Consider the following 16368-nt stretch of genomic DNA (forward strand, 5'->3'; position numbering starts at 1 on the left):
CTCAACCGGCAAAGTGCTTGAAGAATGGCGTATTTGCGGAGGCTGCCACGAGAGGCTCAAGTTCTTCATCGAGATGCAGAACGGAAACCGAAGCGCCAGCCATTTCCATCGAAGTGGCGAATTCCCCGATCCAGACATGCTTGACCTTGACGCCACGCTCGTCAAAGAGCTGCGAAACGCGACGGAACATGATGTAAAGTTCTTCTAGCGGCGTGCCGCCAAGACCATTGACCAGAACGGCAACTTCATCGCCCTTTGCATAGGTCTGCTCAGCGAAAATACGCTCCATCAGCTCGTCGATAACGGCATCAGCACTTGCAAGCTTCTTGCGGCTGATGCCTGGTTCGCCATGGATGCCCATGCCGATTTCCATTTCGTCTTCGCCAATGGAGAAGGTGGCATGACCAATTTCAGGCACAACGCAGCTCGAAAGCGCAACACCCATGGTGCGGGTGCGCAGGCGTGCTTTGTCAGCGAGTCGCGTCACTTCATCAAGCGATAGGCCATTGGCGGCGGCTGCACCGGCTGCCTTGTAAACAAAGAAGATGCCTGCAACGCCGCGACGCTTATGTTCTTCGCCGACGACTGAGGAAGCCACGTCATCATTGCCGACAACCTGCTTGACGGCGATGCCATCGAGATCGGCAAGCTCTGCAGCCATATCGAAGTTGATGATGTCGCCGCTGTAATTGCCGTAGATGTAAAGAACGCCAGCGCCTTGATCGATAGCCTTCGTCACCTGATACATCTGCTCGGAGCTAGGCGACTGGAAGACACCGCCGACGGCTGCGCCATCGATCATGCCTTCGCCGATATAGCCCAGGAACAATGGCAGATGGCCGGAGCCGCCACCCGTTGCGATGCCTACCTTGCCGGACTTGATGTTGGCTGTGACCATGCAGCGCTTGTCGTTATCGACATAAGCAAGCTCGGGATGCGCCCGATAGATGCCTTCGAGCATCTCATCCACGAAATTGACGGGATCGTTCAGGAATTTCTTCATGATTTCCTCTTGAGAGTATCGGGTTATTTCTTGCGTTGGCGGGTGACGAAGAAGGCAGCAGCCAGCAGAATGAAGCAGCCGACGACCAGACGCTGCCAAGTGCTGGGGATGCCTACGAGCACCAGAACACTGTTGATGACGACGATGAGAAGCACGCCGAGAATGGTGCCAAATACTGTGCCGGTGCCACCTGTGATGCGTGCACCACCGAGAACCACAGCTGCGATGACACTGATTTCAGTTCCGACAAAATCGAAGGGGCTGGACTGACGATTGGCGCAAACATGGATGATGCCTGCAAGTCCCGCCAGACCACCTGCGTAACCAAACAGGAAGATATGAATGGTGCGCAGATTATAGCCGAGACGACTGGCGATCTGGCTGTTGCCTCCCATGGCGAAAATCGCGCGCCCCATCAATGTGCGGTTCAATATCCACCACGTCAGGATTGCAGCCGCAGGCAGCACCAGAAAATAGAATGGCATGGTGATGGTTGCACCCGTTGCCGATTCAAGCTGGAACAACGGCAGGCGACCAAAAGCGCCCATTGTCGGAGGCAGTGACATGATCCAGACCGTGCCGACGAAAGCCAGCAGGAAGCCACGGAACAGATATTGCGTGCCGATAGTGACAATAAGTGACGGCACATTGAGGTAATGCACCAGAAGACCGTTGAGAATGCCCAGAAAAATACCGCCAGCAATCGCCATCAGAATGATGAAGATGATCGGCATTTCCGGCATGTAGGCCTGCACCAATAGCGTCAGAGAATAGACTGTGCAGGCAGCAATCGCGGTGAAGGAAACGTCGATGCCACCTGCCGCAAGGATGATGAAAACACCAAGCGCAAACAGTCCCATCACGACACTGGCACGGCCAATATCGATCAGCGTCGATGGCTGCAGAAAGGCTGGGTTGACGATGGATACGATTGTGCAGATCGCGACCAGAAGAAAGAAGGTAATCGATTCCGGGCGTCTGCGAATGAATTCACCCAGCTTGAAGGATTGGGCACGGCCCAAATCTGGATCATATTGCGACGCGCTCATTGGGCATATTCCTTCTGCGACGACATCATGGCTTGATAGAGCTGATCTTCGGTTGCCTGTGCTGCATCGAACTCCGCAACGAGACTTCCGGCATTCATGACGAGAATACGGTCAGCATTTTGCAGCAGCTCCGGCAGATCATCGCTGACGATGATGAGACCCATGCCAGCTTCGGCCAGTGCCTGAATTGCGCGGTAAATTGTATCTTTCGACCCCACATCGACGCCAACAGTCGGGCCATGAAGGACCAGAAGCTTGGGCCCGATGCTGAGCCAGCGACCGATCAACACACGCTGCTGATTACCGCCTGAAAGTGCGCCAACCGGCAGGTCAAGATTGGTGGTGTTGAGCCGCATTTCCTGCATGAGCGAAGCGGCGATATTCCGGCCCTTTTTCTGATCAACAATGCCGAGAGTGTTGCAGAGCTTTCTAAAGATCAGCGCGATCTCATTTTCAAAGATCGATTTGTCGAGGAACAAGCCTTCCGCAAGCCGGTCCTCCGGCACGTAGCCAATGCCACGCTCAATCGCTTCTGCCGGGCTTTTAACCTGAGCCGCCTGGCCTTCGAGGCGGATCGTGCCGGAGTTTGCCGGTGCGACACCGGTGATTGCCATTGCAAGCTCATTGCGCCCTGAATCGGCAAGGCCGGTGATGCCGAGGATTTCGCCATTGCGAAGGCTAAGCCCGATATCCTTGAAGCCAGAGGCCGTCAGCTTATCGAGCTTCAGCAGTTCTGCTTCACCCGGTTGGCCAGTGCGGTAGCGTTCGGCATCGATTTCTCTGCCGATCATTAGTTCAGAAAGCTGCTTTTTGGTGTAGTTTTCGATTGGTCCCTGCGCCACACACTGTCCATCGCGGAAGACGACAGCGTTGCCGCCGATGCGATAGCATTCATCAAGCTTATGTGTGACGAAAAGCACGGCAACGCGCTCACCACGCAGACGCTCAACCACTTCAATCAGGTTGTCCACTTCACGACGGGTCAGCGATGTGGTTGGCTCGTCCATGATGACGAGCTTGGCGCGGGTTGCGATGGCGCGCGAGATGGCAACCAGTTGGCGCATTGCAAGCGGCAACTCGGATACAATTGTGTTGAGAAAAGCCTTGTTTGTCGGGAGGCCAACGGTACTCAGTGCACGTTCTGCGGTCTCACGAAGCTGCGAAAGCTTGACGCTACGAAACAGCCGGCCATTGCCTTCAACAAGCTGCTCATTTAGCGCTACGTTTTCGGCGACGGTCAGATTGGGGATGAGCGACAGATCCTGATAGACAGTCTCAATACCAGCAGCGAGCGACTGGATAGGGTTCAGCGACGCATAGGTTTTTCCATCAAGAATGATCTCGCCCTCGCTGGGTGCGTGGGCGCCAGACATGATCTTGATGACCGTGCTCTTACCACAGCCATTCTCGCCCAGAAGGTGATAGGCTTGGCCAAGATCAATGGTCAGGTCAATACCGCGCAGCGCGTGGACACCCCCAAACCGCTTATGGATGTTGCGCAATTCGAGAAACCGATCCTGAGACCGGTCATTGCCCGTTGTAGGGCCCATCGCATTGTTCATCGTAGTTGACACGTTAAATTCCTTTATCGCTGCACCGTCGCGCGAGGTTACGATTGGCGCTACAGCTGTAGGATCGGTCGGCTTTGGCTTGCAGCGCTAACTCTTTGAGGTGCGCTCTAAGCAAATGATGTGCCGTGATAAATTAATCGACAATCAGCCGGGTTCAGCCACCCGGATGCGGCTCCAGTCAGAGCGCATCCGGGCTTTTGACACTATTGTGCGAGGCTGAACGAATTCCCCGCACGATAGTCAGTCAGCCTGTGCAGAAACGCCTAGAACAGGTGTTCCTTGTAAGTGCTCTTGTCAGCGATAACCATGCCGTTACCGATGACGAGAAGGCCTTCACCGGCACCCTTTTTAACGCTGACCTTGTTATAGCCCTCAACGCCGAGATCGGTGCCTTCCTTGACTTCCTTCTTTTCGAGCAGAAGCTTGGCAACCGCATTCATCGCCATGCCGGCCTTCTGTGGGTCCCAGAAGCCGATTGCGGTGATAGCGCCTGATTCAAGAAGATCAGCAGACGGGTTCGGCAGACCTGTGCCGACGAGGCAAACCTTGCCGCTCAGACCAGCTTCATCGATCGCACGGCCAACACCGAGAACGTCGTTGCCAGCGGAAGTCTGAAAGCCCTTCAGATCAGGATGCTTGCGCAGGATTTCCTTGGCCTTTTCATACGTGCCATTGGCGTCGTCGAAGGATTCATTGTTTGGATCAACGAGCTGCATGTCAGCGTATTTCTTCGCATTTTCTTCAGCCGAACCAACCCACTGCATGTGGGTGCGGCTGCCGAGCGAGCCGACGAAAGTCGTCCACTTGCCGCTCTTGCCCATGCATTCTGCGAGGCGCTCATTGAGTGCTGTGCCGTAATCCGCATTGTCGAAGGCTTCAACGTCGGCCATGGTGTTGACCTGGTTGTCGGCCTCATGGGTCACAACAACGATGCCGCGTTCGATGGCGCGCTTAAAAGTGCCTTCGAGAACAGCAGGGTCCATTGGGACGACTGCAAGTGCATTAACGCCCTTGGCAACGAGATCCTGTACGATCTGAAGCTGCTGCGCTGCGTCTGCGGTTGCCGGTCCGCTCTGTGTCGCGACCACATCAGGATTGGCCTTCTGATAGGCTTCAACGCCGGTGTTCATGCGGTCGAACCAAGGAATACCGCTGATCTTGACGACCGTTGCGATGACCGGCTTTTCCTGCGCGACGAGCGCACTTGCACTGCCTGCTACAATCGCTGCGCCAATGACAGTTCCAGCGAGCAGTTTTTTCGTTACTGATTTCATGATTTCCTCCACGCTAACTTTCCCCCAATGTCTATGTTCGGGTGCCTGAGGGTTGAGCACCGATATTTCCCTTTTGGCGATTGCCGAGGGTAAAGAAGCCCGCGATGTCGTACTTGCCGACTGCGAGGAAAGCGAGCAGCAGCAAGCCCCATGCAAAGTCGCGGACGAAATTGGAAAGGCCACCGAAGTTGAGCAGGCTCGACATGAGCTGCAACGCAATGGCGCTCAGCACCACGCAGATCACACGGCCATAGCCACCTTCAGGCTTAACGCCGGCCATCACCGCAATGAGAATGGCGACCAGCAGATATGAGCTGCCATAGTCGAACTTCACGTTAACGTTGCGCGCAGCAATGATGATGCCTGCAATGCCTGCCAGTAGCCCACTGGTCGCATAGGTCGCAATCAACACGCCATTGCGGGGAAAGCCCGCAAAAATCGCGGCTTTTGGATTGGTGCCCATCAGCATCAGCCAGTAGCCATAAGGGGTCAAGCGCACCACCGCTGCGATCAGTAAAGCAACCGCTATGAAGATCAGGAAGCTGATCGGCACGGCGAGGAACATGTCATTGCCGATACGCGACAACAGATCGGGGCTGCCAACCATGACAGCGCGACCGCTTGAAACGACAACAGCCAGGCCCGTGAAAGCCATCTGCGTGCCAAGTGTGCAGAGGATTGGGGTGATGTTGAAGCGGGCAATCAGGATGCCATTGATAATCCCGCCAGCAAGGCCGATCGCCAACGCCAGCCCCATGAAGGCGAGGCTGAAGCCAAGCTGGTTCTCGGCACTTGAGATGAACATCGAAACAATGACTGCGGAAAGCACGCCGGAAAGGTTGGCCAGTGCAATGCCTGAAAGATCAATCCCGCCATTGCCAGCGCACATAGCAAGCATGACGCCGATTGCCAGAAGCCCAATTTCAGGCACCTGACCCGCCATCGATTGCAGGTTGAACAGCGAAAGGAAAGATCCCCCCGAAATATACGCGCCAAGCGCGAGCAATCCCAGATTGATGACAACAAGCATAGCAAGCTGATTGCTTGTCTTCTGCATGGTCTCCTCCTACCATGTTTAGTAAACAAAACTGTTATTCACTAAATAAATGAACACAAGCTTGGGGGTTGTCAAGCGTATTATCGGGGAATTATGGTTGCCTAACACAGGGAATTACCCTAATCGTTTTAAATCACAGCGTTTCTGTTTACTAAACGACTGTTCAATTCGCCCTTAATATCGAAGTGCCGCTCGGAAAATATGAAAAAGAAAAAGTCCTTTACGATCAGAGATATTGCCGAGAACGCGGGTGTTTCACCCGCGACCGTGTCGCTTGTTCTGAATGGCAAAGGCGAGATTTCAGGGGAGACGCGTGCGCGGGTTCTTGAGTCGGTGTCCCGTCTCAATTACGTGCCGCGCGCAGCCAAAACCGGGTCGGGCGGCGGGGAGACGATCCGTTTTCTTAAAATTGCCAAGCATGGCGAAACGGTCAACCGCGATCACAGTGTTTTCGTTTCCGATTATATCGATGGCATGTCGTCGGAAGCGACGCGCCGCAATTACACGCTTGAAGTGGTGAGCTTTGAAGGGCAGCCGATCAGTGCGGTTGCTGAATCGCTGGCCGGTGCGCCGATCCGGGGCGTGATTGCGCTTGGAACCGAGTTGTCAGCGGCAGATATCCACATGATTCAGGGGCTCGGCCTGCCCACTGTTTTCATTGATACATTTTATGAGGTCATTGAAGCCAACTTTGTCGACATGAACAATGAAGATGCGGTGTTCAAAGTTCTGTCGCGCTTTAAACAGCTCGGTTTTTCGCGCATTGGATTCGTCGCCAGTCATACCGAAACCACGAATTTCCGTCTTCGCCGCGATGCGTTTTTCAAGAATATGCAGCGACTGGACCTAAACGTTCAGGAGCGTGACATTCTCTCGGTTGAATCAACTTATGAGGGTGCGCATCGCGATACTTGTGCGATGTTGCATTCGGGGCTAGATCTGGCTGAATGCTATTTCTGCACCAACGATATCATAGCCTATGGCCTCATCCGGGCGCTGAAGGGTAAGGGCATTCGCATTCCAGACGACGTTTCTGTCATTGGCTTCGATAATTTGCCGCAAAGTGCGACTATGGAGCCGGGGCTTACAACGGTTGAAGTCTCTAAACGCAAGATCGGCAATCTTGCGGTGACCGTTCTGGATGATCTGATCAACACGGCTGAAGCGCAACCGCCAGTCAAAATCCTGGTCGGTGCGAACCTTGTCATTAGATCAAGCGATTCCGGTGTTGCTGCAAAGATTGTGGCCCCAAAGACCGGCGCTTTTACAAGCTAATCCCATAAGAAATCGATAAAGTTCAATCGGCGGCAGGCGCAAGCCAGCCGCTGATTTTGCACGTCCTTGTGCTTTATGCCTCCTTTCGTGAGTGAACGGATACTCCGGTGCTTTGTCCAAAGTGCTGCGCAGTCCGCTGTCCACACCTCCCTATTACGTGGATAATTACTCTTGTAATTTTAATTATACATATGTATTTAAGAGTCGAGTTCGCTATGGGCTGGAGGCAGAGGAGCCTTCCCGGGTGATCTTTCAAGCAGTCAGGCGGGAGGATGTTTCGTCTGATTTCCAAGGGAGGAATTTATGAAAAAGCTTGCTACGCTGGCGGCTCTTGCTGCCTTTTCGCTGCCTATTTCCGCTATGGCGCAGGATGCGCCAGGTACGGTGAAGAAGGACAGCTATCGCTTCGTGATCGTTCCAAAGGTCGTCCATCCCTGGTTTGACAAGGTGAATGACGGTGCCCAGCAGGCAGCTGCCGCACTGAAGGCTCAGACCGGCGCGAACGTTGAAATCGTCTACTCCGCACCACAGAGCGCAGACGTTGTTCAGCAAAACCAGATCATCGACAGCGCACTTTCTACGCGCCCGGATGGTCTTGCGCTCGATTTGCTCGACCCGTCGGGCAACCGCGCATCGCTTGAAGAAGCGCAGGGACAGAAAATTCCGCTGGTTCTGTTCGATTCCGTGCCGCCTGAAGGCATGACCATCACCCATATCGGTTCCGATTTCTGCGAGCAGGCGAAGATTGCAGCTCGTCGTCTGGTGGAAGTTTTGGGCGGTGAAGGCGAAGTCGCAATCATGATGGGTGTGCCAACCGCACCAAACCATTCGATCCGTGCTGATTGTCATCGTGAAGTGTTCAAAGAACATCCGGGCATCAAGGTCGTTGCAGAAGGCATCGACAATGACAGCATCGAAATTGCTCAGCAGCAGGCTGCAGCAATCATGCAGGCCAATCCAAACCTCAAGGGCTGGGTTGCATCAGATGCGGCTGGCCCAATCGGCATCGGTCAGGCAATCGTAGAAGCTGGCAAGCAGGGCAAGGTCACTCTGGTCGGTCTCGATAACCTGCCGGAAATGCTCGACATGATCCGCAATGGCGTGGCTGACAGCTCGTCTGCCTCGCAGCCCGAACTTCAGGGCTACTGGTCGGTGATGACACTATGGGCACAGGCAACCGGCGCACCGGTTCCAGGCTATATCGATACCGGCAATGCATTCCTCACCAAAGAAAACGTAGGCAACTGATCCGTTCCGATTATGTTGCAGGAGCACGGGTTTTCCCGTGCTCCATTCTTTCTTGTTCTGTCGAAACGCGTTCGGGTATCGCTTTAACCGGAACTGCTTCGACGGCTGCACAAGGTGTCCATCATGGCTTATCTTGAAACAAGCGGATTAGGCCGGGACTTTCCGGGCGTAACCGCGCTGGACGGCGTTGACCTGAAAATTGAGTTGGGTCGCACGCATATTCTTGCTGGCGAAAACGGTGCCGGTAAATCGACACTCGTTAAAATTCTGACCGGAACCGATAGCGCTTCGCGCGGTCAGGTGTTGATCGATGGTCACGACCCGACGACCGATCCTGCTCTTTATAAAAACGTTGCCTATGTTCCGCAGGAGCTGACTCTTTTCCCGCAGATGAGTGTGGCTGAAAACCTGTTCATGCCTTTCAGCCGAACCGGCCATGGCGGCTTTCTCGTCAACCGCAAGGCGTTGATGGAAGAGGCTAAATCCTATCTGACCCGCTTTGGCATAGAAGCGCGGGCAGATGATCTGGTCGCCAATATTTCTGTGTCCGATCAGCAGCTTTTGCAGATCGCGCGCGCCTGTACCAATGAGCAGATGAAGGTGCTTATTCTTGATGAGCCGACTTCATCCTTGACGCGTGTGGAGGTGGAGCGTGTCTTCAAGGTTATCCGTGGTCTGCTTGATCGCGATCATGCCATTGTTTTCATCAGCCACAAGATGGAAGAAGTCTTCCAGATTGGTGATGATTATACCGTTCTTCGTAATGGGACCAAGATCGAAAGCGGTCACATCAAGGACGTGACGGAAGCCGATCTCATCCGTGCCATGTCTGGCCGCGATCTTTCTTTTGATGAGCATTTCCGTCCAGCCGCACCAACAACTGAAACCATCATGGAAGTGCGCGGGCTTTCCGGCTCTCGCTTTGAAGATATCAGTTTCGATCTGCGCAAGGGTGAGATTCTTGGCTTTGCCGGTCTGGTTGGGGCAGGGCGCTCTGAGGTTATGCAGACGATCTTCGGTTTTCTTAAAGCCAAAGCGGGCGAAGTGAAGGTTGAAGGCGAAAGCTGGACACTCAACGATACGTCGCGCTCAGTTGCGGGCGGTATGCTTTATCTTTCGGAAGAAAGAAAGCATCACGGAATTTTCCCGCTTCTGTCTTTGCGCGAAAATATCGGCATTTCCGTCTTGTCTTTGACCAGCGGCAAGCTCGGTATCAGCGATAATCGTGAGCGCAGTATCGTTCAGAAGATCATCGACGATTACGGCATTCGCACATCCGGCATGGGCAAGCGAATCTCGCAGCTCTCGGGTGGCAATCAGCAGAAGGCGATTATAGGGCGTGCCATGGCTACCCGCCCGCGGGTGCTCATTTTTGATGAGCCGACCAAGGGCATCGATATCCGAACCAAATCCGAGATCTATCGCATCATGAAAAATCTCGCTGAAGAAGGCGTGGGCGTCATCCTCGTCTCTTCAGAACTCAACGAATTGCAGAAATGCGCGAGCCGGATCATCACCATGCACAATGGCCATATCACCGGTGAGTTCTCCACCACCGATACCAACAATGAAACACTCGTGGGCGCGATCTTTGGAACAGAGGTAAAAGCCGATGCAAACTAACCCCCTTTCCAATCTCATTCGCACACCGCTAGCAGGCGTTTTCGTAGCGCTGCTGGTGATATTTTCCCTTTCAGCGATCCTGTCGCCCTATTTTCTCACGCCGTACAACCTGTCGGTTGTTGCGCGCGGTCTGGCCTTTGTTGGCCTCATCACAATTGCACAGTCCATGCTGATGGTACTGGGCGAGCTTGATCTGTCGCTTGGTGTGATTGGCGGTCTCAGCGGTGTCGTTTCCGGCATTCTGATGGTGCGGATGGGTTTCGAGCCTTATTCTGCGATGTTGCTTGCCATTCTGCTGGGGCTTTGCCTCGGTCTTTTCAATGGTTTCCTTGTTACTTTCCTGCGCCTGCATTCGCTGGTGCTGACCATCGGTACGGCGGGGATCTTCGGCGGTGCCAATCTCGTACTCACGCGAGGTGTTGCGATCACCGGTATTCCACGTGATGTGCAGTATCTTGGTCGCGGCGATCTCTTCGGTGTGCCGGTGCCTTTCATCATCATGTTTGTTGCACTGCTGGTTGCCACTTTCGTGATGCTGAAAACACCGTTCGGCCGTTACATGTATGCCATCGGCAACAATCGTGATGGCGCACGTATGCTGGGCATTCGCGTTGATCGTGTGCGTCTTATGGTGTTCGGTGTAGCCGGTGCAATTGCAGGTCTTGCAGGTGTGCTGATGGTTGCCCGTCTTGGAACGGCACAGCCTTCCATTGGCGACAGCTGGGTGCTGGCTCCGATTGCTGCTTCCGTCATCGGCGGCGTTGCCACAACAGGCGGTATCGGTAGCCCGATTGGTGCGATCCTCGGTGCAGGTATCATCGCTATTATTGAAAACATTATCGTTCTGTTTGGTGTCTCCCCCTATTGGCAGGGCATTGTTTCAGGTGCAATCGTCGTGCTGGCTATCTCGTTCGATGCCATATCGCGTCGTTATCTGCGCCGGGATGCCCACTGATCTGACGACCTGACACATTTTGGAAAGCCAGAAATATGAATGAACAAGTCAAAACCAAGAAGCTGATTAATTCGCCTGAAAACATCATCGCAGAAATGATTGAGGGCATGGTCGGCGCGCATCCCGATATGCTGCGCGTTGAAGGCGAAACTGGTCGTGCAGTTGTGGCAGTTGATGGTCCACGTGAGGGTAAGGTCGGTATCGTGGTGGGCGGTGGTTCAGGTCACGAACCTGCTTTTGCAGGCTATGTTGGACGCGGTCTTGCGGATGCTGCAGCTGTGGGCAATGTGTTCGCCTCGCCATCACCGGCGCATATTGCGGAAGCAGCACGGGCTGCGGACGGTGGCGCTGGCGTGCTGATGCTTTATGGCAATTATACTGGCGACGTCCTCAACTTCACCATGGCTGCAGAAGAACTCGCCCAGGACGGCATGGATGTGCGTCATGTCGCCGTAGCCGACGATGTGGCCTCTGCTCCGCTTGATCGCAAGTCGGAACGTCGCGGTATTGCAGGTGACTTCTTCGTTTTCAAGGTAGCGGGCGCGGCGGCTGATCTGGGCGAGTCCCTTGCGCGCGTTGAAGCGCTGGCACAGGCGGCCAATGAAGCGACCCGTTCGATGGGCGTGGCATTGAGCCCATGCTCGCTGCCACAGACCGGCAAGCCGAATTTCACTATCGGTGACGATGAAATGGAAATCGGCATGGGTCTGCATGGCGAGCCGGGCATCCGTCGCCAGAAGCTTGCGCCCGCCGACGAAGTTACCGATGAGCTGATGGACGCGCTTATTGGCGAATTGTCGCTCAAGGCCGGAGATCGCGTAGCAGTTCTCGTCAACGGGCTTGGCGCGACCTCGCAGATTGAGCTTTATCTGGTGTTCCGCCGTGCGAAGCAATTGCTGGATGCGAAGGGCGTTCTCATTCACGCTTCATGGGTTGGCGAATATGCCACCTCGCTCGAAATGGCCGGCGCTTCCATCACGCTTATGAAGCTTGATGATACGTTGCAGACCTTGCTCGACCATCCTTGCCGCACACCGGCGCTGACAGTTGGCGCAGTAAAGGCTGGCGACAGGGAGCCAGCGACGCAGCGCAAAGCAGTCAAGGCAACAGAGCACAGGGAAGCCGCGCAGGAAGCGCCGCGCAAGCTCATCACCGATGGGGATGTCACGCCTGCACTTTTCAAGGCAATGATGATGAATGTCGGCAATCAGATTATCGCCGAAAAAGACTGGCTGTCTGAACTTGATGGCGTGATTGGGGACGGCGACCATGGCGTGACCATGGAAATCGGCTGGAAAGCCGTTCAGCATGCACTTGAAGATGAACAGGGCGACGAGACAATCGAGGCCATCTGCAAGCGTATGGCCAAGGCGTTTCTCGATGCAGTTGGTGCGTCTTCTGGTCCGCTTTATGCGACAGCCTTCTTGCGTGCAGGAACTGCAGTCGGCAATCGCCTTAATCTCGACAGCACTGGCATGGCCGATTGGCTGGCGGCTGCTTCGCAGGGGATTCGCGATCGTGGCCGAGCGGATCCGGGTGACAAGACCATGATCGACGCATGGGTGCCTGCGGTTGAAGCTGCAACTGCAGCTGCCGAAAACGGCAAGTCGACACTGGAAGTGCTGATTGCAGCGCGTGATGGTGCAGAAGCTGGCATGAAGGCGACAGCCGCAATGGAATCTCGTCGCGGACGTTCAGCGAAGCTTGGTGAGCGCTCCATCGGCCATATCGATCCAGGTGCGGCCTCGACATTCTTGACGCTGCGCGCCATGGCAGAAGCCCTTCAAGCACAGAAATAATCTAATCGCAGGGGCCGTGTCTAACGCGGCCCCTGTAGCAATGCGCGCGCCACACCTTCATTGGTGACAAGGCGATTGACATAGCCACCGCGCAGAATGGCCCGGATAATCGGGATTTTGTTCAACCCACCTGAAACCAGAACCGATGCTGGTTTGAGCTTCAGCTTGTCCGGTGGCAGAGCAATGATTGAATCATTGAGAAAATGATCAATCGGACGTCCCTGAGCATCGAGAAAATATCCCAGAAACTCTCCAACAGCCCCAAGTTTCAGCACCGCGTCGAGATTGTCTTTGACGACGCGAATATGCGTGAGCGAGGTTTCTGACGTCAGCGGCCCGCAGGATACGAGGCCGATATCGGCGATTTCTGTTCTTGCCAGTACGTCTGTCAGCTCATCGCTCAACAGGATCGCATTGCGGCTTTCGCGATTGGCGCAATAAATCGGTGCGGTTAGATAGTGACACTCGACACCTAGTGCTCGTGCAAAATCCGTCGCGACTTCAAATGTATTGGTCGATGAACCGCTGGTGACACCGCCAGTCAGTCCGACCACCCAGCTTTCGGGCTTTGGCTTCGCGCGCAAACTGCGCACCGCAAAACTCAGCGTTCGCCCTGATGCTATGCCCACACCCATGTCGCGCCCGTCAATCAGTTCGCCAGCCATGGTTCCGGCAGCTTCACCGATAACGCGTTTCTGCTCCAGAAAATCGTCAAGATCAGGAACGACCACTGCATCTGCAAGGCCATAGCGTGTCGCAACTTTTTCTGCCAGCTCGACACAATCCGACAGCGGCAGGCTGACGCTGATCTGGATCTGACCAGATTCGCGTACCTGTCCGATAATCTTATTGACCTTGAGCCGGGTAATGTTGAGGCGCTGTGCGATTTCCTGCTGAGTCTGTCCACCGATGAAATAAAGCCAGGCCACGCGTGCGCGTTCCTGTTCTTCATCGACAGACACGAAATTCTCGTTCATTCACTGGCCCTTAACAGTCGCGACATGCGGCAGGATATCCTTGTGAGAGGATGCTGCAAAGCATCAATTCCCACGTCTTTTTTAACACACCTCTTGTCCGAAGCCTGGTTCACCCTTTTCGGGATGCGCTTCTCACTCATTTCATAAGTGGGGTGTGGGCCGCAATGAATTTTGACAAAGTAGGCTATTATTTGTGGCCCGTTGAGGCCGAATATTTCAATGCTTTGCTATCTCAAATAGCGAAGAATATTTAACATGATAATTTAACTTGACTAAAATTATCATGTTAAATAGAAGTTGCGGCGGGGAAAATCCCGGACGGCGAGTAAGGTCATGTATAACAAAGATAGTCAGAAGTCGGCGCTCCATCGTTTTGTCGAAGGAGACGGGTTCTGGGTAGCCTATGCTGGATTATTCGCAACGATTGTTATCGTTGCAAATCTTTACCTTTGAAAATTGTCAGTCTGCGACTGCAATAGTCGTTGCGGATAAGCTATCGGCATCTCCCCTCCGGATATCAAAATAGCACAGTCTGTTTCTACCGCGCACAGGCGAACCAAGGCCCGTGATCGTTTTTTAGTAGATCACGTTCCTGACGCAAAAGTTCGTTTTCTTTACGAAGACGGGCAAGCTCCTGGCTCATGTCCTCATGCGGACCAGAAAGCAGATATTTCTCAGCAAAATTACGCCGCCAACGGTCAAGCGTTGATTTGCCAATACCAAGGTCTTCCGCAACCGATGAAATGCTTCGACCACTCGTTGTTAAAATACGAACAGCTTCCCTTTTGAAATCTTCTGTAAATTCTCGCTGCTTCAACTCTAAGTCTCCTGTCAGTTTTATCTAACAGAAGCCCCACCTTTGAAGGGGAAGTCCCGTTTGTCGGATCAGCCTGCAGTTGAAAAAGAGGCTGCGGCGAACGCTGTGTCGTGATTGGTTCATCCCATTTTCGCTAGTCACTCGACGGGTTCAAACTCCCCCGGCTTCCAGGTCTTGTCGAACCATGGCTCCAGCGGGCCGTAGAGGCGAAGAAGGACGTTCCAGCCCTTGCCTGGAACTGTCTGAACCCAGTTGGCCTCATGATCTTTTGGTGCTGTCGGTCCGAACCAGACATCGACTGAAGAGTCGGCGTTGATGACAATGTCTTTCTTGTCGCTGCCGATGCTCGGAAATTGTTGGTCCGTCTGCAGCATCGACCGTGTCTGGTTGTCGTACACAACGAACGACCAGAATTCCTTTGCCGGAATGTTCGGCGGCAGGTGTATCTTGTAGGTCTTGCCGCCATCGAACGGCTTGCCGTGCTTGTCAGTCGTGGCGCCGGCGTATTGCGAACCGATACCGACGCGCTTTATCGCCATCGCGGGTGTGACACCCGTCGCGTAGTAGTGGAACAGGACGCGGGCATCCAGATAACGGACGCCGGGCTGGAGAAGAAACTCGTAGTTGCCGCCGACAAAGCCGGTGAACCAGGCACTGTCGGGATAATAATAGGCGTCCTTCATGCGGGACTTGAAGGTGATTGTGCGCGCCGTAGCATTGCCGACTGCCACGGCTTCAGTCAGGATATTCTTCATCCGTTCGTCCGGTGCGAAAGGTTTGCCTTTTGCAATGCCGATGGCGGCGAGCTGCCCCAGCACTTCCGGGTGGTAGGCCCCGTTTGGCTCGTATTGGACGATGTTGTTCACTTCCTCATAGAAGTGAAAATCATTGGCATGGATGGTGTTGAACTCCTTGCCCGAGACATTGACGATTTTCATCGGCGGCGGATTGCTGGCCTCCGACAGGGGATAGACCTTGGCGAACTTCCTGGTGTTTCCGACCGCGGTCGCGGTGCTGCCATTGTCGAGGAAGCCGCGCCAGAAGAAGAGATTTCCGTAGGTCGACGTCCGCAACACAAAATAGCCTTCGGGAATCTCGCCTTCATAGCCTGGTGGCAAAAGCAGGTACTTTCCACCCTTGCCCTTGTCCGGACCGGCATTGCCGACATCGCCGACGTATTCGAACCAGTGGTTGTCGATCATGCCCAGGATGTTGGGCGGCGTCTCGATGACCAGCGGACCAGCCTTCGTGTCCAGCCACATCAGATTGTAGATGCTCTCGGTGTTTCCGGTAAGGAACAGCGAATGTGAGTCCATGAGGCTTTCAAAGATCAGGATGGTCTGATTGTTGTCGGCTCCCTGGCTTGCCAATCCCACCCGCATGGCTTCGACGGAAGCGCCGGGCATGGCATTAAGAAAGACATCGACGCCGCGCATGAAATCGAGATTGTCGTAAATCTTCTCCGAGGTGGCGTCGTCCGGGAAGCCGTCGAAGAAGTTTAGTTTGCCAATCCTGGTGTCTACACGCTCCGGTGTGACGATCGACGCTGGTATAGGCGTCGTCATCTTCGTCCTGGGTGCAGTTTGCCCGTACGCGGCTCCGGCAAGAAGCGCTAACGCCGGGGCCACTCCAAGCAGGGTTTTCGTAGATAAAATCATCATGTGGTTCCTTCACTAAGGTCCGATTTTGCGAGGGCGGTAACGTACGTTGTGAATATTCG

12 protein-coding genes and 1 pseudogene are annotated in these 16368 nt (G+C 54.3%); 5 read left to right on the top strand and 8 right to left on the bottom strand.

What is annotated here, in order from left to right; all coding sequences use genetic code 11:
• Nucleotide 1 precedes the first annotated feature (1 nt).
• The 5 genes from CES85_RS07565 to CES85_RS07585 all read right to left on the bottom strand — a co-directional run bounded on the left by CES85_RS07565 (nucleotide 2) and on the right by CES85_RS07585 (nucleotide 5954).
• Nucleotides 2-1003: a dihydroxyacetone kinase subunit DhaK gene (locus tag CES85_RS07565; protein ID WP_095445313.1), complete on the bottom strand. Its 1002-nt coding sequence runs from the start codon at nucleotides 1001-1003 to the stop codon at nucleotides 2-4.
• 23 nt (nucleotides 1004-1026) lie between these two features.
• The gene (locus CES85_RS07570; protein ID WP_095445314.1) at nucleotides 1027-2052 is read right to left on the bottom strand and encodes an ABC transporter permease; all 1026 of its coding nucleotides are present in this window, start codon (nucleotides 2050-2052) and stop codon (nucleotides 1027-1029) included.
• Nucleotides 2049-3602, bottom strand: a complete 1554-nt coding sequence (locus CES85_RS07575) for a sugar ABC transporter ATP-binding protein (protein ID WP_167388279.1) — start codon at nucleotides 3600-3602, stop codon at nucleotides 2049-2051. The genes CES85_RS07570 and CES85_RS07575 overlap by 4 nt, the downstream gene beginning before the upstream one ends.
• Nucleotides 3603-3886: 284 nt before the next feature.
• Nucleotides 3887-4897: a substrate-binding domain-containing protein gene (locus CES85_RS07580; RefSeq protein ID WP_095445316.1), complete on the bottom strand. Its 1011-nt coding sequence runs from the start codon at nucleotides 4895-4897 to the stop codon at nucleotides 3887-3889.
• A gap of 31 nt (nucleotides 4898-4928) precedes the next feature.
• Nucleotides 4929-5954, bottom strand: coding sequence for an ABC transporter permease (locus CES85_RS07585; RefSeq protein ID WP_095445317.1), 1026 nt, complete (start codon nucleotides 5952-5954; stop codon nucleotides 4929-4931).
• A 201-nt stretch (nucleotides 5955-6155) separates the two neighbouring features.
• On the opposite strand from CES85_RS07585, the gene CES85_RS07590 reads away from it, so the two are divergent.
• From CES85_RS07590 to dhaL, 5 genes are all read left to right on the top strand, one after another.
• Nucleotides 6156-7229, top strand: coding sequence for a LacI family DNA-binding transcriptional regulator (locus tag CES85_RS07590; RefSeq protein WP_095445318.1), 1074 nt, complete (start codon nucleotides 6156-6158; stop codon nucleotides 7227-7229).
• Nucleotides 7230-7532: 303 nt separating this feature from the next.
• Nucleotides 7533-8477, top strand: coding sequence for a substrate-binding domain-containing protein (locus CES85_RS07595; protein WP_095445319.1), 945 nt, complete (start codon nucleotides 7533-7535; stop codon nucleotides 8475-8477).
• A gap of 123 nt (nucleotides 8478-8600) precedes the next feature.
• Entirely contained in the window at nucleotides 8601-10100 is a 1500-nt protein-coding gene (locus tag CES85_RS07600) for a sugar ABC transporter ATP-binding protein (protein ID WP_095445320.1), read from the top strand.
• Nucleotides 10090-11055 (top strand): ABC transporter permease, encoded by a 966-nt coding sequence (locus tag CES85_RS07605; RefSeq protein WP_095445321.1) that lies wholly within the window; start codon nucleotides 10090-10092, stop codon nucleotides 11053-11055. Before CES85_RS07600 ends, CES85_RS07605 begins: the two co-directional genes overlap by 11 nt.
• Before the next feature lie 35 nt (nucleotides 11056-11090).
• The gene (dhaL, locus tag CES85_RS07610) at nucleotides 11091-12854 is read left to right on the top strand and encodes a dihydroxyacetone kinase subunit DhaL (protein WP_095445322.1); all 1764 of its coding nucleotides are present in this window, start codon (nucleotides 11091-11093) and stop codon (nucleotides 12852-12854) included.
• A gap of 20 nt (nucleotides 12855-12874) precedes the next feature.
• On the opposite strand, the gene CES85_RS07615 is transcribed toward dhaL, so the two are convergent.
• The 3 genes and pseudogenes from CES85_RS07615 to CES85_RS07630 all read right to left on the bottom strand — a co-directional run bounded on the left by CES85_RS07615 (nucleotide 12875) and on the right by CES85_RS07630 (nucleotide 16306).
• On the bottom strand, nucleotides 12875-13831 hold the full coding sequence (locus CES85_RS07615) for a sugar-binding transcriptional regulator (RefSeq protein ID WP_094541102.1): 957 nt from the start codon (nucleotides 13829-13831) through the stop codon (nucleotides 12875-12877).
• Nucleotides 13832-14405: 574 nt separating this feature from the next.
• Nucleotides 14406-14666 (bottom strand): annotated as a pseudogene (locus CES85_RS07625) (transposase); the annotation flags it as partial.
• Nucleotides 14667-14785: 119 nt separating this feature from the next.
• Nucleotides 14786-16306, bottom strand: coding sequence for a DUF1254 domain-containing protein (locus tag CES85_RS07630; RefSeq protein WP_095445753.1), 1521 nt, complete (start codon nucleotides 16304-16306; stop codon nucleotides 14786-14788).
• Nucleotides 16307-16368: the final 62 nt, after the last annotated feature.

Origin of the sequence: Ochrobactrum quorumnocens, from assembly GCF_002278035.1 — a bacterium.
Taxonomy (GTDB): Bacteria; Pseudomonadota; Alphaproteobacteria; order Rhizobiales; family Rhizobiaceae; genus Brucella; species Brucella quorumnocens.